This window comes from Haloplanus salinarum (genome assembly GCF_024498175.1).
GTDB classification, from domain to species: Archaea; Halobacteriota; Halobacteria; order Halobacteriales; family Haloferacaceae; genus Haloplanus; species Haloplanus salinarum.
This window is the reverse complement of record NZ_CP101823.1, coordinates 3,414,087-3,431,480: the sequence shown is the minus strand read 5'-3', so window position 1 is coordinate 3,431,480 and position 17,394 is coordinate 3,414,087. Positions and strand designations below refer to the sequence as shown.

Annotated in this window: 23 protein-coding genes; 11 read left to right on the top strand and 12 right to left on the bottom strand. The window is 70.4% G+C overall.

The window, feature by feature from the left end; all coding sequences use genetic code 11:
• Nucleotides 1-34: 34 nt before the first annotated feature.
• On the top strand, nucleotides 35-580 hold the full coding sequence (gene msrA / locus NO364_RS18025; RefSeq protein WP_157689575.1) for a peptide-methionine (S)-S-oxide reductase MsrA: 546 nt from the start codon (nucleotides 35-37) through the stop codon (nucleotides 578-580).
• Between the two features lie 43 nt (nucleotides 581-623).
• On the opposite strand, the gene NO364_RS18020 is transcribed toward msrA, so the two are convergent.
• Nucleotides 624-2,297 (bottom strand): Na+/H+ antiporter NhaC family protein, encoded by a 1,674-nt coding sequence (locus tag NO364_RS18020; RefSeq protein WP_157691138.1) that lies wholly within the window; start codon nucleotides 2,295-2,297, stop codon nucleotides 624-626.
• Nucleotides 2,298-2,626: 329 nt separating this feature from the next.
• On the opposite strand from NO364_RS18020, the gene rnhB reads away from it, so the two are divergent.
• On the top strand, nucleotides 2,627-3,262 hold the full coding sequence (gene rnhB, locus NO364_RS18015) for a ribonuclease HII (RefSeq protein WP_157689576.1): 636 nt from the start codon (nucleotides 2,627-2,629) through the stop codon (nucleotides 3,260-3,262).
• An 87-nt stretch (nucleotides 3,263-3,349) separates the two neighbouring features.
• On the opposite strand, the gene NO364_RS18010 is transcribed toward rnhB, so the two are convergent.
• The 7 genes from NO364_RS18010 to mch all read right to left on the bottom strand — a co-directional run bounded on the left by NO364_RS18010 (nucleotide 3,350) and on the right by mch (nucleotide 9,486).
• Nucleotides 3,350-4,909, bottom strand: coding sequence for a preprotein translocase subunit SecD (locus NO364_RS18010; protein WP_157689577.1), 1,560 nt, complete (start codon nucleotides 4,907-4,909; stop codon nucleotides 3,350-3,352).
• On the bottom strand, nucleotides 4,909-5,784 hold the full coding sequence (gene secF / locus NO364_RS18005) for a protein translocase subunit SecF (RefSeq protein ID WP_157689578.1): 876 nt from the start codon (nucleotides 5,782-5,784) through the stop codon (nucleotides 4,909-4,911). The genes NO364_RS18010 and secF overlap by 1 nt, the downstream gene beginning before the upstream one ends.
• 67 nt (nucleotides 5,785-5,851) lie before the next feature.
• Nucleotides 5,852-6,919 (bottom strand): mechanosensitive ion channel family protein, encoded by a 1,068-nt coding sequence (locus NO364_RS18000; protein ID WP_257628202.1) that lies wholly within the window; start codon nucleotides 6,917-6,919, stop codon nucleotides 5,852-5,854.
• Between the two features lie 55 nt (nucleotides 6,920-6,974).
• Nucleotides 6,975-7,445, bottom strand: coding sequence for a DUF5812 family protein (locus NO364_RS17995; protein ID WP_257628201.1), 471 nt, complete (start codon nucleotides 7,443-7,445; stop codon nucleotides 6,975-6,977).
• Nucleotides 7,446-7,510: 65 nt separating this feature from the next.
• Nucleotides 7,511-8,017, bottom strand: a complete 507-nt coding sequence (locus tag NO364_RS17990) for a DUF8056 family protein (RefSeq protein WP_257628200.1) — start codon at nucleotides 8,015-8,017, stop codon at nucleotides 7,511-7,513.
• Nucleotides 8,018-8,062: 45 nt separating this feature from the next.
• Nucleotides 8,063-8,557: a double winged helix-containing putative transcriptional regulator gene (locus tag NO364_RS17985; protein ID WP_157689582.1), complete on the bottom strand. Its 495-nt coding sequence runs from the start codon at nucleotides 8,555-8,557 to the stop codon at nucleotides 8,063-8,065.
• Nucleotides 8,554-9,486 carry a methenyltetrahydromethanopterin cyclohydrolase gene (gene mch, locus NO364_RS17980; RefSeq protein WP_157689583.1) on the bottom strand — a complete coding sequence of 311 codons (933 nt, stop codon included), beginning with the start codon at nucleotides 9,484-9,486 and terminating at the stop codon, nucleotides 8,554-8,556. Before mch ends, NO364_RS17985 begins: the two co-directional genes overlap by 4 nt.
• Between mch and NO364_RS17975 the strand changes: the two genes are divergently transcribed.
• Entirely contained in the window at nucleotides 9,485-9,748 is a 264-nt protein-coding gene (locus NO364_RS17975; RefSeq protein WP_157689584.1) for a hypothetical protein, read from the top strand. The genes mch and NO364_RS17975 overlap by 2 nt on opposite strands.
• A gap of 132 nt (nucleotides 9,749-9,880) precedes the next feature.
• On the opposite strand, the gene NO364_RS17970 is transcribed toward NO364_RS17975, so the two are convergent.
• Nucleotides 9,881-10,198, bottom strand: coding sequence for a thiamine-binding protein (locus NO364_RS17970; RefSeq protein ID WP_157689585.1), 318 nt, complete (start codon nucleotides 10,196-10,198; stop codon nucleotides 9,881-9,883).
• A gap of 83 nt (nucleotides 10,199-10,281) precedes the next feature.
• Here NO364_RS17970 and NO364_RS17965 point away from each other — a divergent pair, with 83 nt between their 5' ends.
• Complete coding sequence (locus tag NO364_RS17965; protein WP_199243588.1) at nucleotides 10,282-10,455, top strand: hypothetical protein; 174 nt, start codon at nucleotides 10,282-10,284, stop codon at nucleotides 10,453-10,455.
• Here NO364_RS17965 and NO364_RS17960 read toward each other — a convergent pair.
• Nucleotides 10,452-11,348 carry an ArsR/SmtB family transcription factor gene (locus NO364_RS17960; protein ID WP_257628199.1) on the bottom strand — a complete coding sequence of 299 codons (897 nt, stop codon included), beginning with the start codon at nucleotides 11,346-11,348 and terminating at the stop codon, nucleotides 10,452-10,454. The genes NO364_RS17965 and NO364_RS17960 overlap by 4 nt on opposite strands.
• A 118-nt stretch (nucleotides 11,349-11,466) precedes the next feature.
• On the opposite strand from NO364_RS17960, the gene NO364_RS17955 reads away from it, so the two are divergent.
• Nucleotides 11,467-12,222, top strand: coding sequence for a helix-turn-helix transcriptional regulator (locus tag NO364_RS17955; RefSeq protein ID WP_257628198.1), 756 nt, complete (start codon nucleotides 11,467-11,469; stop codon nucleotides 12,220-12,222).
• A 55-nt stretch (nucleotides 12,223-12,277) separates the two neighbouring features.
• A complete protein-coding gene (locus tag NO364_RS17950; RefSeq protein ID WP_157689588.1) occupies nucleotides 12,278-12,796 on the top strand; it encodes a DUF5817 domain-containing protein in 519 nt (172 codons plus the stop codon).
• A gap of 2 nt (nucleotides 12,797-12,798) precedes the next feature.
• Here the strand turns inward: NO364_RS17950 and hmgA are convergent, their stop codons facing one another.
• Nucleotides 12,799-14,034, bottom strand: a complete 1,236-nt coding sequence (gene hmgA, locus NO364_RS17945; protein WP_257628197.1) for a hydroxymethylglutaryl-CoA reductase (NADPH) — start codon at nucleotides 14,032-14,034, stop codon at nucleotides 12,799-12,801.
• An 80-nt stretch (nucleotides 14,035-14,114) separates the two neighbouring features.
• Between hmgA and NO364_RS17940 the strand changes: the two genes are divergently transcribed.
• The gene (locus tag NO364_RS17940; RefSeq protein ID WP_157689590.1) at nucleotides 14,115-14,567 is read left to right on the top strand and encodes a YbhB/YbcL family Raf kinase inhibitor-like protein; all 453 of its coding nucleotides are present in this window, start codon (nucleotides 14,115-14,117) and stop codon (nucleotides 14,565-14,567) included.
• Here NO364_RS17940 and NO364_RS17935 read toward each other — a convergent pair.
• Nucleotides 14,564-15,085, bottom strand: a complete 522-nt coding sequence (locus NO364_RS17935; protein ID WP_157689591.1) for an archaemetzincin family Zn-dependent metalloprotease — start codon at nucleotides 15,083-15,085, stop codon at nucleotides 14,564-14,566. The two genes, NO364_RS17940 and NO364_RS17935, sit on opposite strands and share 4 nt — an antisense overlap.
• Before the next feature lie 39 nt (nucleotides 15,086-15,124).
• On the opposite strand from NO364_RS17935, the gene NO364_RS17930 reads away from it, so the two are divergent.
• From NO364_RS17930 to NO364_RS17915, 4 genes are all read left to right on the top strand, one after another.
• Entirely contained in the window at nucleotides 15,125-15,541 is a 417-nt protein-coding gene (locus NO364_RS17930) for a UPF0146 family protein (protein ID WP_257628196.1), read from the top strand.
• 56 nt (nucleotides 15,542-15,597) lie between these two features.
• Nucleotides 15,598-16,218 (top strand): beta-class carbonic anhydrase, encoded by a 621-nt coding sequence (locus NO364_RS17925; protein WP_157689593.1) that lies wholly within the window; start codon nucleotides 15,598-15,600, stop codon nucleotides 16,216-16,218.
• 139 nt (nucleotides 16,219-16,357) lie between these two features.
• Complete coding sequence (locus NO364_RS17920) at nucleotides 16,358-17,221, top strand: TIGR01548 family HAD-type hydrolase (protein ID WP_257628195.1); 864 nt, start codon at nucleotides 16,358-16,360, stop codon at nucleotides 17,219-17,221.
• Nucleotides 17,218-17,391: a hypothetical protein gene (locus tag NO364_RS17915; protein ID WP_157689595.1), complete on the top strand. Its 174-nt coding sequence runs from the start codon at nucleotides 17,218-17,220 to the stop codon at nucleotides 17,389-17,391. The genes NO364_RS17920 and NO364_RS17915 overlap by 4 nt, the downstream gene beginning before the upstream one ends.
• Nucleotides 17,392-17,394 lie beyond the last annotated feature (3 nt).

The window sequence follows — 17,394 nt, the reverse complement described above, 5'->3', positions numbered from 1 at the left end:
TGCGTACATACCGCTCCGGTGCCTACGGGACCACATGACCGACGACCACGAGGTCGCGACGCTCGCGGGTGGCTGTTTCTGGTGTCTGGAAGCGCCGTTTCAGGAACTCGCCGGGGTCCACGGCGTCACCTCCGGCTACTGCGGCGGCGACGTCCCCGACCCCTCCTACGAGGCGGTCTGTTCGGGGTCGACCGGCCACGCCGAGGCGATCCAGGTCGAGTACGATCCCGCGGTGGTGAGCTACGAGGCGTTACTGGAGGTCTTTTTCGCCCTCCACGACCCGACGACGAAGGACCGACAGGGACCCGACGTCGGCTCGCAGTACCGCTCGGCCGTCTTCTACCACGACGAGGCACAGCGGGAGACCGTCGAGGCGACCATCGAGCGCCTGGCCGACGCGTACGACGACCCTATCGTCACCGAGGTCGAACCCGTAGAGACGTTCTACCCGGCCGCGGAGTACCACCAGGACTACTACGCGAACAACCCCGAACGGGCGTACTGTCAGGTGCAGATACGGCCGAAGATGCAGAAGGTCCGCGAGACGTTCGCCGACCGCGTGGCCGGGGCCGAGGAGTGAGTGTCGGCGCGGACGAACGTCGACACGGGCGAACGGGGAGACGTCAGCCGCCGAGCGTGGCGAACGCGAACACGAGCACGAGATACGACAGGACGACGACGACCGAGACCACCGGAACCAGCGAGAGGTACGCGTAGCTCCCGTCGTCGACGTCGGCGTCGCGGGCGGGTTCGTCCGCGTCGATGGCCTCGGCGGGGGGCATCACCTCGGGGAGTCCCTTGCGCCTCGCGTCGAACTTGTTGAGCGCGAGCACGGCGATGACCGTCAGGACGAACGCGAGCGGGAGCGCGATGAAAGGGGTCCGGAGCCCGAAACCGTAGAGCAACAGGACGACCACGGTGACCCCAGCGGCCGTCGCGGCGAGCGGGATCTGCGTGTTGACGTGGTCGATGTGGTCCGAACCGGCGAAGATGGACGACATGACCGTGGTGTCGCTGATGGGCGAGCTGTGATCGCCCCAGATAGCGCCGCCGAACAGCACGCCGAGCAACACCGGGAGGATCGACGGCCCGACGAGTTCGTAGCCGAGCGGGATCGCGATTGGGGTCAGGATACCCATCGTTCCCCACGACGTGCCCGTCGTGAACGCGATGAACATGGCGGCGACGAAGATGATCAGCGGGAGGAAGCTCCCGGGAACGCCGCTACCCACCATCGTGTCGACGATGAACTGGGCGGTACCCACGTTCTCGGCGGCGAGGCCGATGGCCCACGCGAGGACGATGATCGCGATGGCGATGTTCATCGTCTTGAAGCCGGAGATGATCGTCTCGCTCGCGGCTTCGAGATCCATCGTCCGGAGGCCGAGCGCGCCGGCGAAGCCCGCCAGCATGAACGCGAAGGCGCCGTACAGCAGTCCGAGCGCCACGTCGGTCTCCTGGAACGCGGTGGCGACGTCGACGTCGGGCTGGTAGCCGCCGCCGAGCCACCACATCGAGACCAGCCCGACGACCAGCAACACCAGGATCGGAACGAAGAAGTTCACGAGCGAGGGGTTCCGCTCGCTCGGTTCGCCGACGTCCTGGGAGACGTTCGAGAGGGCGGTCGCGTCGTCACGGATCGTCTTTCCCGTCGACCGGGCACGCCACTCGGCGTCGAGCATCGGCCCGAAGAACCGCTGGGTGAGCGAGATGAACCCGACCATGAAGAAGGCCATGAAACAGTAGATGTTCCAGGGAATGCTCTGGAGGAACAGGCCGAAGGCGCTGACCCCGAGTTCCGAGAGCGTCACGTCGACCGCCTCGAACCCGACGATGACCATCGACACCTGAAACCCGATCCAGTTCGAGACGGGACCGAACGTCGTCACCGGCGACGTCGTCGAGTCGAGGACGTACGCGTGCATCTCCCGCGAGGACTGGTTCTCTTGGGAGAGTTCCCGGGTCGCGTTCCCGGTGACGACGGTGCTGGTGTACGAGTCGAAGAAGATGAACACGCCGATGAGCCAGGTGAGGATCTGGGAGTCGCGGGCGCTGTCGACCCGGTCCCCGATCCACCGCTCCAGCGCCAGAATCCCCCCGGAGCGATAGATGAAGGCGGCCCCGGCTCCCATGAACATGATGAGGAGGATGAACTTCGTGTCGAACGGCGAGCGGACCACCTCCACGAGCCAGTCCATGGTGAGCGCGGTGGCCGCGATGGGGTTCCAGCCGGCCACGATCAGCGCCCCGATCCACACGCCCGCGAACAGCGACACCAGCACCTGCCGGGTCGTCATCGCGAGGACGATGGCCAGCAGTGGCGGCGCTAACGCGAGTGCTCCGTACGAAGTCGCCATACGGCAGGGATAGTTGTCATTCTGACATAATAGTTGGGGTGCGATCCCGCGTCGATCACAGCCCAACGCTTATGTCTCGTCGCTAACGTAACTACGGAGGGTTCACCATGTGTCACCACCGCAAACCGATCGAACTGATCGCCCGGCGCGAGGCGGACGGGGAGGAGGCCGACGACGAGGAGGCCGCCGAGACGCCGACGCTGACGCCACCGGCCGACGACTGATTCGCGGATCCGAACGGCTTTGACGCGCCCTCGCCACCTGCGGGTATGATCGGCGCCGACGAGGCGGGGAAGGGACCGGTGTTGGGTCCGATGGTCGCGGCCGCGGTCCGGGCGCCGGGGGACGCGCTCCCCGACGGCGTCGACGACTCGAAGCGGCTGCCTCCGGACCGCCGCCACGAGTTGGCCGACCGCCTCCGGAGCGACGGCGCCGTCGACGTGGGCGTGGCGGTCGTGACGCCGGCCCGGATCGACGACCCCGGGACGGACATGAACGGCCTGACCGTCGCGGCTCAGGCGGACGCCATCGCGTCGGTCGCGGCCGACGACGACCGCGTCGTCGTGGACGCCGGTGACGTGGACGCCGACCGGTTCGGTCGGCGGGTCCGCGAGGCCGTCGACGCCGCCGTGGAGATGCGGGCGGAACACCGCGCGGACGAACGCAACGCTCACGTCGCGGCCGCGAGCGTCGTGGCCAAGGTGGAGCGGGACGCCCGGGTCGAGGCGCTGACCGAGGCGTACGGCGACGTCGGGAGCGGCTACCCGAGCGACGAGCGGACTCGGACCTTCCTCGCCGAGTACGTCGAGGAACACGGGCACCTGCCGGCGTGTGCCCGGGCGTCGTGGGCGACCTGTGACGACGTGCTCGCGGCGGCCGAGCAGTCGTCGCTGGCCGACTTCTGATACTGTTTGTCGTAAGTCAGTGCCGGTGGTTCACCGGACCGTTCTGGCGAACCACCGGTACAGTATTCGTCCGAAAGGCGCGGCGGCCTACCGCGTCAGCAGCGTCCGCAGGATGTCGCCGTAGGCGGGCCGCGTGAGCAGGACGCCCACGATGACACCGAGGATGGTGAAGATGGCGAAGCCCTGGAGGTCGCCGAGCGAGAGGACGGCGAGCGGGCTCATGGCGATGATGGTCGTCGCGGCGGCGGCGCCGATGACCCAGAAGGCCTTGCGGAAGCGCGACTGGAAGACGCGGCGACTGTTCACGTCGCCCTCCGCCATCACCTCGTCGGCGATGATGATGAGGTCGTCCACCCCCGTCCCGATGACGGCGATGAACCCGGCGATCACCGAGAGGTCGAGCGGGTAGCCGATGCCGGCCGCGAAGCCGAGCAGGATCACCACCTCCGAGAGTGCGGTGACGATCATCGGCAGGGCGACCTCCACCTCGCCGTAGCGCAGGAAGACGACGCCCGCGACGGCGAAGACGGCGATGATCCCCGTCAGCAGGGAGTCGGTGCGGAACTGCTGGCCCTGACTCGGAGCGATGAACGAGGAGGTCCCCTCGCCGTCCGGCCCGATGTCGAGCGCGGCGGGCAGGGCGCCGGCACGCAGGTTGATCGCGACGCCCTGGGCGCCGCTGAAGTTCCGGGTCTGGAGGACGAAGCGGGGGTCCTGGGCCCAGTCACCGGACTGCATCCCGCTCGCCAGCCCCGGACTCATGCCGAAGGAGTTGACGACCTCTCCGTCGACGATCAGGAGCAGGCACGGATCGGTGCTGTTGGGGGACGCCCCGTAGCGACACTGGGAGCCGCCGGGCTGGGCGACGCCGGTCTGGATCATCCGCTCCTGGAACGTCGGCGCCACGTCCTCGCGCACGACGACCGGAACGCGCGGTTGCTGGCCCTCGCCGCCCTGTTCGGCGGTCCCGATGCTCTGGAAGTCGTCGCGTTCGAGCACCGTCGTCTGCTCGTAGGAGCCGTCGTCGGTGGCGTGGTAGGCGTCGACGCGGACGCTCCCGCGGTCGTTCACCAGATCGACGACCTCCTGGCGGTTCTCGTCGGGCACCTCGACGAGGACGAAGTTCTCGCCGGTGGGCGTGGTGATCTGCTGGACCGTCCCGCCGGAGAGCCCCGCCTCGTTGATCTTGTTCGAGAGGACGTCGACCGTCTGGGTGCGGGTGTCCTCGGTGACGCCGTCGCGGGTCGTCTCGTAGGAGTAGCCCGCGCCGTCGAGGGCGGTCCCGAGTTGGGCCGGCGTGACGCCGTCGGCGGTCACCTCGACGGTGCCGCTCGTCCGGGATTCCTCCCGGACGATGACGTCGGCGACGGTAGCGTTCTCCAGTTCGGACGCGACGTCGCGTTCGACCTGTGGCGGCTCCGTGTCGCCGAACTCGACCCCCTCGGCGGTGACGCCGACCAGCGGTGCGCGGATCCGGGTCCCGCCCGACAGCTGGAGGCCGTACTGGAGGTTGGTGACGCCGGTGCTGGCGGTTCCCGGGGCGGCGGCGTCGTCGCCGCCGACGGTCGGCGAGAAGAGGGCGAAGACGCTCGCGACGAGCACGAGCACCAGCAGGATGATCCGCCAGTTGTCACGGATCGTCCCCATCAGTTCGCCACCCCCTCGAACTTGTACCAGCGCAGGAGACTGAGGTTGAGCATGTAGGTGTTCATGAGGTCGGTGGCGAGGCCGAGCACGAGCACCGTCCCGATGGCCGCGAGCAGTTGGATGCCGAACAGCGTCGCCACGACGGTCATGACGATCATCGCCGACAGCGAGGTGAGCGTCATGGTCACGCCGGTCCGCATCGCGCGGTGGGTCGACTCGTAGAAGTCGCCCGAGCGTCTGAGGATGTGGTTGTTGAGCAGGATGTCGGAGTCGACGCTGTACCCGATGATCATCAGGAGGGCGGCGACGGTCCCGAGCGTGAGTTCGATCCCGAGGAGGTTCATCAGCGCCACGGGGATGACGATGTCCGAGAACGCGGAGACCACGACGGCGATGGAGGGGACGAACGTTCGGAACATCAGAAAGACGAGGGCGCTCATCCCGAGGAAGGCGAAGGCGACGCCCCCGAGAGCGAGCCCCTGGGTGCGCGACCCGAAGCTCGCGGAGACGGAGTAACTCGACTCCACCTCGAACCCGGCGGCCCTGGCTTGCTCCTCGAGCGCCGAGATGCCGACGTCCTCGGTCTGGAACGTCAGGATGTACGTATCCGAGCTGCCCACCTGCCGGATCGTCGCCGGGGTCGGATCGAACGTCTGCTGGATCTGTTCGCGTGCCTGACCGTCCGGCGCATCGACGGTGACTCGAAGCTCGGCGCCACCGGTGAAGTCGAGTCCGGGGTCGACCGGCGCGCCGGTCGCGACGTACCAGCCGCCGACGATCAGGAGCGCGACGGCGAGGACGGCGAGCGGCACGGCCGCAAGCTGGCGATTCGTGTACCGGGTGTAGTCGATTTCCGGTACTTCGAACGCTACCATGCTCGCCGGTCCACCCCGACGCCTACTAAGCCTTCTTATGTCGACCCGGATTCGGCCGGCACGGCGGTCAGGACTCCTCGCCGATGCGGACCCGTCCGACCGGCGCCGTCAACTCGACACCGGCGTCGGCGAAGGCCGCCTGGATGTCGCGGTTCACGCGGTCCCGCACCGCCTTCCACCGGTCGAGCGCCTCGATGTGGTATTCGAGCCTGATCCGTAGTGCGGCGTCGCCGTAGTCCCAGAACCACGCGCCGGTCCGCTCCGCGTCGACGCCGTCGACGGCCGCGGCCGTCTCCGCGGCCAGGTCGAGCGCCGCCGCCATCTCCGCCGGCGTCGTCGTGTAGGGGAGGCCGACGAACGTCTTGATCCGTCTGGTCGGCTCCGAGGTGAGGTTCGTAATCTCGGCGCCGGCGATGGCGGCGTTCGGGAGGGTCACGACCCGGCCGTCGAAATCGCGCAGCCGGGTCGTCCGGAGGCCGACCTCCTCGACCGTCCCCGCCGTGCCGTCGATGTCGACCGTGTCGCCGACGACGAAGGGCTTCGTCGCGAGGATGTGTGCGCCGCCGAAGACGTCGGCCATGGTCTTGCGGGAGGCGAAGGCGACGGCCACGCCCCCGATGCCCAGCGAGGCGATGACCGCGGTCACGTCGTAGCCCACGGAGTCGAGGACGACGATGCCGGCGGTGGTGACGATGGCGATGTTGGTGATCCGGCCGGCGATGGGGACGAGTTCGTCGTCGAGTTTCGACTCGGTCCGGTCCGTGTACGCCTCCACGTAGGTCCCGATGAAGCCGTCGGTCAGGCGGACGGCGATCCAGGCGATGGCGACGACGACCGGAATCCGGATGGAGGCGTTCAGGACCGATCGCAGGGGCTCGACGGGCGTGAGTACCTCCCGGCCGAGGGCGACGCCGCCGATCACCCCGAGCAACACCACCGGCCGGCCCACCGAGCGGAGGAGGAGGTCGTCGATCTTCGTCCGGGTCGCCGCGGCCCGCTTTTTCAGCCGGCGCCGGTACAGGTAACTCAGCGCCCGCCCGACCACGGCGCCGAGGCCGACGACGGTGAAAAAGAGGAGATACTGCGGGAGGGAGCTCCCGAAGTAGGTCTCGGAGAACACCGACGCGACTGACATTTACTGTCCGGACAGTCCGTGATCGTATAACTCTGGTGTCGCCACCGGCCGGGCGCTACGGCAGGTAGCGGACGCTCACCACGCCGGGTTCCGAACGGACGACCACGCGCGCGACGCCGAGGCGGGCCGCCCGCGACCGGACGCCCTCCTCGTCGTCCAGCACGTCGGCGACGGCGGCGGCCGTCTCCGCCTCCGGCACCGTGAGGACGTGGAGTTCGCCGGTCCCCGCGCGCTCGCGCCGGGTGAGTTCGCCGACCGCCTGCTCGGCTGCGACCTCGCGGGCGAGGGTCGTCGGCGCCTCCGAACTCTCCTCGACGCTGATCGTCCACCGGTCGTCGACGGCCGCGAGGCGCCACGCGACGTCGAGGGGTGGCTCCGGCGCGAGGCGACCCTCGATCGCCTCCCCGACCGTCACGTCGGGGTTCGTCGCGAGCGTGTGCACCTGGCCGTCGTCGACGTCGGTGAGGACCGCGCTCCCCTCGTCGGCGGCCGTCACGAGGAACGTGCCCGTCTTCTCGTCGGTCATGCGGGGCCGTAAGTGGTCGACGGGTTTCGGCGTTTCGTCACGGGGCGAGGGGACGGCGAGCGGCGTCACCGAAACAGTCGGTGACAGAGGCCGACGAGCGCCGCGGCGACGAGCGGCGGGACGACGCCGGCGTACTGCGGGAGGGCGTACAGCGCGGCGACGACGGGCGCCAGCGAACCGGCGGGCGTCGTCTGCTGGCTCGGGGGCACCGAGATCACGAGCCCCACGTACAGCGACAGGAGGAACAGGTAGCCGGTCGTCGCCAGCGCGGCGTCGTAGCGGTCCGTGCTCCCCGTCCGCCGGTGTCGTCGCGCCACCAGCAGGACGGGGGCGACGAGCGGGACGACCACGAACAGCCCCACGACGGCGAAAAACGAGCGCGAGAGCGTCAGGCTCCCGCCCCGGCCGCCGGAGGTGGCCGCGATGACGCCGACGAGCGCGGTGACGAAAAGCAGGCTCACGGCCGCCGTCGCCACCGTCCCGACCACGACGTACGACCGGAACAGCCGCGAGTCGCTCGCCCGGAAGGCGTAGGGGAAGGCACCGACGAGGCCGCCGTAGTCCTCGGTCATCGGCGGCGGTAGTCGTCGCGGCGAGTTAACGGGCCCGGATTTCGGTCAGCGACGCACGTACCGTGGCGGGTCGTCGTCGACACGGCCGGCGGCCGAAAGCAGCGTCAGCCACCCCAGCAGGTCCGCGGTCCGGTCGCGCCAGACCGACTCCCACCGCGAGGCGTGCTTGTGTCGCTCCCAGCCGGGCACCGTCTCGCGGACGGCCGCGAAGACGTCGTCGGCCGTCCGCGGCTCCGCGGGGTCGAGTGCGTCCCGGACGGCCGCGGCGGCGAACACCCGGTCGAGCAGCGCCGCTCGACAGCCGTCGACCGTCGGCTCGACGTCCGTTCGCCGGAACCCCGACGGCGTCTCCTCGGCGAGTTCCAGAGCGCGGAGGAAGGTGAGCCAGGTCCGTGCCACGTCGCGGCTCGGGAGGTCGAGCCGACGCAGCAGGCGGGCACAGCAGTCGTCCTCGTCGCCCGGAACCAGGGGGACCGCCCGCTGGGCGCGCTCGACGAACGCGAACTCGGCGGGAGGTTCGGGGACGGGTTTGAGCTTCACAGTCCGAACGACTCGGCCAGTAGGTCGTGGTTCGTCCCGCCCAGCGCGTAGGTGGGGCCGTCGACGACGTCGACGGTCACCTGCGCGGGGGCGAAGACGGATTCGGGCACCTCGTAGAAGTCCCAGCCGGCGTCCTCGAACACCTGTTCGAAGGGGGTGTCGTACTCCGCGGCGGCCGTCGAGGGCACCTCGTCGAACCGGTCGAAGTCCTCGCGCACCTGCAGGTACACCTGCCCGCCGTAGGCCAGCGCGTCGTTCGTCCGTCCCATCGCGACGCCCTCGTCGTGGCTGACGGGGGCGACCGGCGCGCTGCCGGCCGCCGACACCACGTCGACCGGGTCGTAGCCGAGTTCGAACAGGCGAAAGAGCGCGAGTTCGGGGGCACGGGCCGCGGCGCTGACGCTCCCGACCATCGACCCCGTCGGGTAGGCGGGCAGGAAGACGCTGCTCGGCGAGACGCCGGTGCGCTCGGCCACCTGTTCGGCCACGTCGTCGCCCGGCAGCGTCGCCGCCTCGACGGTCAGGACCGTGAGGTCGAACTCGTCGTAGTAGCCAACGACCTCGAACTCGGCCTCCTCGCCGACGAGCGCCCGGGCCGGCCCCGAGCCGAGCCCGTCGAACGCCTCGGTGACGAGCTCCCACCCCGCCTTCTGCGAACAGAGCAGGGCGAGCGCCGGCTTGTCGGTCGTCACCTCGACGTGTGGGAACGGCGTCCCCGCCACCCCGTCCATGCGGGTCTGGATGGTCGCCAGCCCCGCGGTCTGAATCTCCGCGAGCAACAGCCCGGCCTCGAGGCCGCCCGCGGCCTCCACGCCGAAATCGAGGACGGTCGCCCCCGAGTCGAGTTCGATCACGTCGACGTTGAGCTCGCCGGCGAAGTCGATAGCTTCGTCGACGAGTTCGACGGCCATCCGATTGAGACTCTCCATGCGAGCGGCTTGGGCGCTTTCGGTTAAATGGGTTGTCGGTGCCGGTCGGCGCGGCGGCATCGTCTACCCGCTCGTCTACGGCTACGTCGCCAACGTCCACATGGGCGATGCGGTCGTCGCGCTCGTCTGCTTCGTCCCCCTCGTGCTCTTTTACGTCTGGGCGGTGCGATACGAGGCCGACCCGCGCGAACACGGTCTCTGCTCCGCCCGACGGTGGCTGGGCGGCGACGCCACGACATCCGCGGGAGGTGACGACCGATGAGCGAGGCGACCCCGAACGCAACGGCTGATACCGGTGGGGGACGGTGATCCTCTACGCGGAGATGGTGATCGCCGTCCTCGTGACGATCCTCTCGCTGTATCTCGCCTTCGGCGGGCAGGCCGGCTTCCTCGCTCACTGATCGGCGTCCCCCCGGGCCGGCCGCCCCAGCGCCGCCTCGACGGCCTCGACTTTCGCCGCGGCCGACGCGTCGCTCGCCCGCTTGTCGTCGATCTTCAGGACCGTACTCACCCGGTCGCTCTCGACCGCGCGGTGGGCGGCCTCGCAGGCGTCGAACAGTTCCGCGACGGAGTCCGCTTCGATCACCGTCCCCATCGGGTTCGTCTCGTAGTCCACGTCGAAGTCGTCCAGTGCGGCCACCGCGTCGGCGACGTCAGCGGCCATGCTCCCCTCCGTCACCGGTGCGACGCTCAGGAGTGCGACGACGGTCATGGGGGTCGGTACGGCGGCCAGGAGAATGGGCGTTCCGCCCGCACGTCCGAACCGTTAGGTACGTGCCGCCCCACACCATTCCCGTGACCGCCTGCACCTACTGTGGCTGCGACGTGACCGCCCACGACCCGGTGTACGTCGAGACGGTCGAGGACGGGGACCGCGTCCCGGCCGGCCAGTTCTGCAACTACGGCTGTCTCGCGGCTCACGTCGACACCGAGGGGTTGGCCGAGGGGGCGACCTGCCGGATCGACTAGTCAACGCGCGTCGCCTCGACGACGGAGGGCGCCTCGTCGATGCGGAGACGGAGCGTATCGCCCGCACACCCCACCCGCACCGTCGCGCGCCACGGATCGGTCCCCGTGACCGTCGTCCGCTCGTCGGAGGCCGCGAAGGGGAGCGACCAGACGTGGCGTCGCGTCACGTCGATAGCGTGATCGTAGAAGAAGGAGACGACGGCGGGGTGGGTGACCACCAACCCTCCGAGCCGCGTATAGAGGGCGCCGTCACAGGTGTCGCAGGTGTGGAGGACCCGATGCTCGATGGCCGGGTTCTCCCGCTGGGGCATCTCCGCGTCCGGGGGCAGGACGCGAGACGCCATGCGCCCGCAACACCAGGGACAGACCCCGTTCGCCATCGATGCGATTTCGCGCTGGATGCGCTCGTTGACCGCCCGGAGGACGCCCTCGCGTTCCCGTTCGGTCAGGCTACTCGGCGGACAGAAGTACTTGTAGAACACCGCCCCACAGTCGTCGTCGCGACACCGGATCCGGAACATGCTGTCCCGGTAGTCGGCCACCTGCGTCGCGCCACAGACGTGACAGGCCGCGTCGAGTTCGAAGGGGTCGATCCGCACCCGCTCGGTGAAGGTGCCGGCCTTCATCGCCTGATACACCCGTACGCCGGGATAGCTGAGCCGGTAGCCGTCCGCCGTCTCCTCGACGAACTGGCCGAGGAGCTGCTTCAGGTGGTAGTTGAACCGGCCGCTCCCGGAGATGTCGGCCCGGCGTCGCAGCTCCGAGAACGGCAGCGTCTCCGGCACGCCGGGGGTCGAGGCGTCGCCGAGCGCTCTGATGATCTTGATCCGCGTCCGGTCGGCCAGCAACGTGAACGCGTCGTCCGGGCGCAGACTCTCGGTGTCCTCCGTCACCGTCCCCACGTGGGGGGTACGCGTACATATACGCTTGGCCGACGGGGGTGCTCGGCCGCGGCCTTGGTGAGTCACGCCGGGGGTTTTAGGCACCCGGCGAAACAGACGGTAGCGACGGATGTCGGATACGGCCCTCGAATACCTTCTCGGATCCGAGACGCGACCGGCGACGCTGACCGCGCTCCGCGACGCCGGCCGTCTCTCCGCGCGGCGCCTCAAGGAACACGTGTCGGCGTCCCGGCGGACCCTGAAGCGGACGCTGCGGACGATGGATTCCCGCGGGTGGGTCGAGCCGGTCGACGGGGGGTACGAACTCACCGCCCTGGGGGCGGCGGCGCTCGCGACGTACGAGCGGTGCCGAAAGCGAGAGCGGATCGCCCGCCGCGTCCGGCCGGTCCTCGAACACGCGCCCGCCGCGGCGTTCGACCTGGACGTCGGGGCGCTGGCCGACGCCACCGTGATCCGGCCCGACGAGGACCCTACCGCCCCCGTGGACCGGCTCCTCGAACTCCGCGCCGGGGCGAGCACCCTCCGGGAGGCCGCGCCCTTCCTCCTCCGCGACACGGTCGAGCAACTGGCCGACCGGGTGACGGCCGAGTCGCCGCCACCCGAGGTGACGCTCGTCCTCGAGGACGCCGAGCCGTCGCCCGAAGCGTACTCCGGGGCGTACTGCGATCGGTTCCGGGAACTGGTCGACGCCCCCACCGTCGACGTCCACGTCGCCGACGAGGTGCCCGTCGCGGTCGGCGTCGCCGACGGCCACGCCTTCGTCGGCGTGGCCGACCGCGACGGCGTGCGGGGGCTCCTGCTGGAGAGCGACGACGACGCCGTCGTCGACTGGGCCGAGCGGTCGATCGACCGATATCTCGACTGATGCGACCCGCCGTGACGCCGACGGGTTCTTTACCGGACACGCACGACCGACGCCCATGTACGCGGTGGTCGGTTGCTCGGAGTGTCGCGCCCTGTGGCTGCTCGCTGACCCCCGATCCGCCGAGACGGCGACCTGTCCCCGCTGTCGGCGGCGCCACCGGACCGCGGATCTGAAGCGCCTGTACACCGCCGAGGACCGGGACGCGGCCCGCGAGGCCCGGGCGTCGCTCCTCGCCGAGCGTGCGGACGCGGCCGACGCCTTCGAGGCGACGCCCGCCGCGGGCGAGGACCCGGGGAGCGTCGTCGACGACCGGGAGTACCTGGACGCCGCGGGGGTCGACCCCGAGGCCGTCGAGGCGGCGGGCGAGCGGGCCGGCGCTGGCGACACCGGAAGTCGGAGTCGCCCGGAAATCGTCCGCGAGGCCGTCCGCACCCTCGATACCCCCGACGAGGGCGACGTGGTGGCGTACGCGGCCGACCGCGGCGTGCCCGCCGACGCTGCGTCCGATCTGCTGGACCGGCTGGTACGCCGGGGCGAGGCCAGCGAGTCGGGCGGCACCTACCGGCTGTTGTAGGCCTACCGGCCGAGGGACTCGTGGGCCGAGGAGAGGTGCCGGGAGCCGAGGGCGGCGAGCAGGGAGAGTTCGCCGGCCAGCGCGCCGACGGCGATGGACTCCGCGAGGGCGTCGGCGTTCGATCCCGCGGGGTCGCCGCCGCCGGCGACGCCGAGCAGTTCCAGCGCCTCGCGCTGGGTCGGGAGGGTCGTCCCGCCGCCGACGGTTCCCACCTCCAGGCTCGCCAGCGAGACGCTGACGTAGAGGCCGTCCTCGCGGACCTCGGCGGTCGTGATGGCGTTGGCCCCCTCGACCACCTGGGCGGCGTCCTGTCCGGTGGCGAGGAAGACGGCGGCGACGACGTTGGCGACGTGAGCGTTGAAGCCCAGACCGCCGGCCTTCGCGCTCCCGACGAGGTTCTTCCGGGTGTTCACCTCGGCGACCGCCTCGGGCGTGGTGTGGAGACGCTCCTCGACCACGTCGCGGGGGAGCGTCACGTCGGCGGTGACGCTGCGGCCCCGCCCCTCGACGGCGTTGATCGCCGCGGGCTTCTTGTCGGTACAGAGGTTGCCCGAGAGCGCGACCAGCGACGCCGCCGTCCCGTCTTCGATCACCTCGGCGGCCGCCCGGGTGGCGATGGTGGCCATGTTCATTCCCATCGCGTCCTTGGTGTCGTAACGGAAGCGCAGGAACACCGAGTCGCCGACGACGTAGGGGGTCACGTCCCGGAGTTCGCCGTGGTTCGTCGTCGCCTCGGCGGCCTCGCGGAGGCGACCCTCGTTGTCCCGTACCCACTCCACGAGCGCTTCGGCCTCGGCGACGTCCCGCACCCGGAAGACGGGCGCGCGGGTCATCCCCGACTTGGTGACGCGGGCGGTGGCGCCGCCCGCGGCGTCGAGGACCGAACAGCCGCGGTTGACGCTGGCGATCAGGGCCCCCTCCGTCGTCGCCATCGGGAGGTAGCGCTCGCCCTCGGTGGCGCCGCCGTCGACGGCGACGGGCCCGGCGACGCCCAGCGGGATCCGCGCCGCGCCGATCATGTTCTCGACGTTGGCGTCGGCGCGCTCGGCCGGGAAGCCGTACGCGCCGACGGCGTCGAGGTCGACGCCCGCCTCGGCTTCGACGAGACGGCGTCGCGCGGTCGCCGCGACGTCGGCGTCGGCGTGCGCTTCGAGTTCGTGAACCCGCAGGTCGCCGTCACGGACCCGGCGGACGAGGGCGTCCGCGTCCGCGTCGGGCGCGTTCGAGTCGTCGGTCATGCCCCAGTCGTGACGCCGCACGCGCCTAAGCGTTACCGGTCGCCCACAGAGATAACTCCCCGCGGCACCCAGGGGTCCGTATGGACCTGTCGAGCCCCGCCTTCCGGGACGGCGGACCGATCCCCCCGGAGTACGGCTACACCGAGGCGAACGTCAACCCGCCGCTGGAGATCGCCGACACGCCCGCGGCGGCCGAATCGCTCGTCCTCGTCGTCGACGACCCGGACGCCCTCGAACCCGCGGGCAAGGTGTGGCGCCACTGGCTGGTGTGGAACGTCAACCCGACGCGCAAGCGGATCCCCGAGGACTGGGCGACCGGGACGGCCACCGCCGTCGAGGGCGAGAACGACTACGGCGAGGTGGGCTACGGCGGCCCGAACCCGCCGGACGGCGAGCACACCTACCGGTTCCGGCTGTTCGCGCTCGACACGACGCTCGATCTGGACGCCGGGGCGACCCTCGACGACCTAGAGCGAGTGATGGAGGGACACGTCCTCGAGGAGGCGAGTTACGAGGGGACGTACGCGCCCTAGAACAGCGTCCGGTCGCAGGAGCCACAGAGGTTCTGCTCTTTCTTGTCCACCTCGCGGACGGTGGGGGAGAAGCTCATCACGCAGCGCTCGTTGTCGCAGTGTTCCAGGCCGACGGTGTGACCGATCTCGTGGACGATCTCCTTGCGGACGCGGTCGGCGAACACCTCCGACTGGGGTTTGGAGGTGATGCCGCCGTCCGAGGAGGTCTGGAGACGGTAGGTGGAGACGACCGACCCGTTGCCGTTCAGGTAGGCGAGGCCGAAGACGTAGTTCCGGCGGCGGTAGTAGAGGTCCTCCGACGTGATGCCGATGTTCTTCTCGCCGTCGCCGACGCGGCTGGCGAGTTCGATGAACTCCTCGGCCCGGTACTGGTTCCGGCTTCGATCGAACGCGCCGTCGGGGATCGACTGAACGTCGTGAACGGACACCTCGCAGTCGTAGACAGCCCGCAGACCGGCAGAGGCCTCGCGTTTCACCTGTGCCGGGACGTCCCCGATCGGCACGATGTCGACGAGCATGGAAGGCGTTAAGCGCGGCCCCGCTATAAACATCCCGACGTGACGACCGCGCGCGCCGAACTCGCCGCCCGCCTCGCCGACTACGACCGCCTCGTCGAGGTAGGGATCGGTCGGCGCCCCGCGGTGGCGGCCGCCCTCGTCGACGCCGGGTGTGCGGTGACCGCGACGGACGTGTTCGACGCCCCCGTCCCCGACGGCGTCGACTTCGTCCGCGACGACGTGGTCGCCCGCCGGGACGCCCTCGACGGCGAGGGTCCGGGCGACCCCTACCGCGTCGACGCCGTCTACGGCCTCAACCTCCCGGCGGAACTCCAGACCCCCGTCCGCGACGTGGCCCACGCCGCCGGCGCCGACTGCCTCTTTACCACCCTCGGCTTCGAGGAGCCGACGGTCCCCGTCGAGCGCAAGCGGGTCGGCCGCGAGACGCTGTACGTCGCGACGCCGCGTCGTAGATAGCGGGCATCGTTGCCGACGGCTCGACGGTGAAGCCGCTGGCGCCCGTGTGGACGGATATGTCCGGCGACGAACACGACCACGACCACGACCACGAATCGGGGCACCACCACGAGTACGTCGACGCCGCCGTCGACGCCCACGACGACTGGGCGCGGCGGCGACGGAAGGGGATTCCGACGGACAAGCAGTTGCTCGTCGTCGCCTGCATGGACGAGCGCATCCCCGTCGAGGGGGCGCTCGGCATCGAGCTCGGCGACGCCCAGATCTACCGCAACGCGGGGGGCAAGGTGACCGACGACGTGATCCGGTCGGCGGCGCTGACGACGCAGTTTTTCGACACCGAGGAGATCATCGTCGTCAACCACACCGACTGCGGGATGATGAGCGCGCCGGACGACGCCGTCGTCGAGGGGCTGGAGGCCGCCGCCGGCGGCGACCTCGACGACGTCGACCTCGACCCCGCACTCCCGGAACTCTCCATCGGCGACGCGGGCGTCGCCGACTGGGTTCGCATGACCGACGATATCGATAAGGCCTGCGCCGCCCAGGTGCGCTATCTCGACGAACACCCGCTGGTCGACGCGACGGTCCACGGCTACGTCTACGAGGTGGAGAGCGGCCAGCTTCGCTACCCCGGCGGCCGGATCGCCGAGGAGATCAGCACCCGCGTCGAGTAGGCGCCGTATCCCTCGGCCCGACACGTCGGACCGCCAGGATGTCGCGGACCGGCGCCCCCGGCCGACCCCGACGACGACGCGGTCCCCCCGATCGGGGAGGGATGGAAAGGCACTTGCCCCGACGCGACGGCCACGACACATGAACGCGGACGCGGTCGTCCTCGACATCGACGGCGTGCTCGTCGACGTGGCGGACTCCTACCGCCGGGCCATCGTCGAGTCCGTCGACCGGGTGTACGGACGGACGGTCGACGACGCCGGAGTACAGCGGTTCAAGGACGCCGGCGGCTTCAACAACGACTGGGAGCTCACGTACGCGGCGGCGCTCTACGTCCTCGCCAGCGAGGCGGGATACGAGGGCGACGTCGCGACGTTTACCGACGCCGTCGCCGCCGCAGGGGGCGGACTCGACGCCGCCGAGTCGGTCGTTCGGGACGCCCCGGTCGACGACGCGGTCTTCGACCGCTGGGATCCCGAGCGGCTGCGCGAGACCTTCCAGGCGCTCTACCTCGGGGCGGATCTGTACCGCGACCTGGAGGGTGGGGACCCGCCCTTCGAGGCCCGCGGCTACATCAACGACGAGCCCGTGCTGGTCGAGGCGTCGACCCTCGACGCGCTCGGGGAGCGGTTCGCGGTCGGGGTCCTGACGGGGCGGCCGGCCGCCGAGGCCGACATCGCCCTCTCGCGGGTCGGCCTCTCGGTGCCCGACGCTCACCGGTTCACGATGGACGACTGGGCCGAAGGAAAACCGCACCCCCGGGCGCTGACGACGCTCGCGGACCGCCTGGACGCGGAGCGGGTGGCCTTCGCGGGCGACACCCTCGACGACGTGCGGACCGCGACGAACGCGGCCGCGGCCGACGCCGAACGGACGTTCCACGGGATCGGCGTCCTCACCGGCGGGTTGACGGGCGAGGCCGGCCGGCGGGCCTTCGAGGACGCGGGCGCCGCCGCGGTGGTGGAGACGGTGAACGACCTGCCCGAACTGCTGGAGCGACCGTGAAACCCGATCCCGTGGTGTTCGGCGTCGTCGCCGGCGCCCTCGTGGCCGTCGTGGTGGCCGTCGTCGCGGCGGCCGGGCCGCCCGACCCGTACACGCAGCTGCGCGGGGTCGTCCCCGGGGTCGTCGTCGCCTTGCTCGTCGCTTACCTCGTCAGCGTCGGCGGAAAGTAGGGT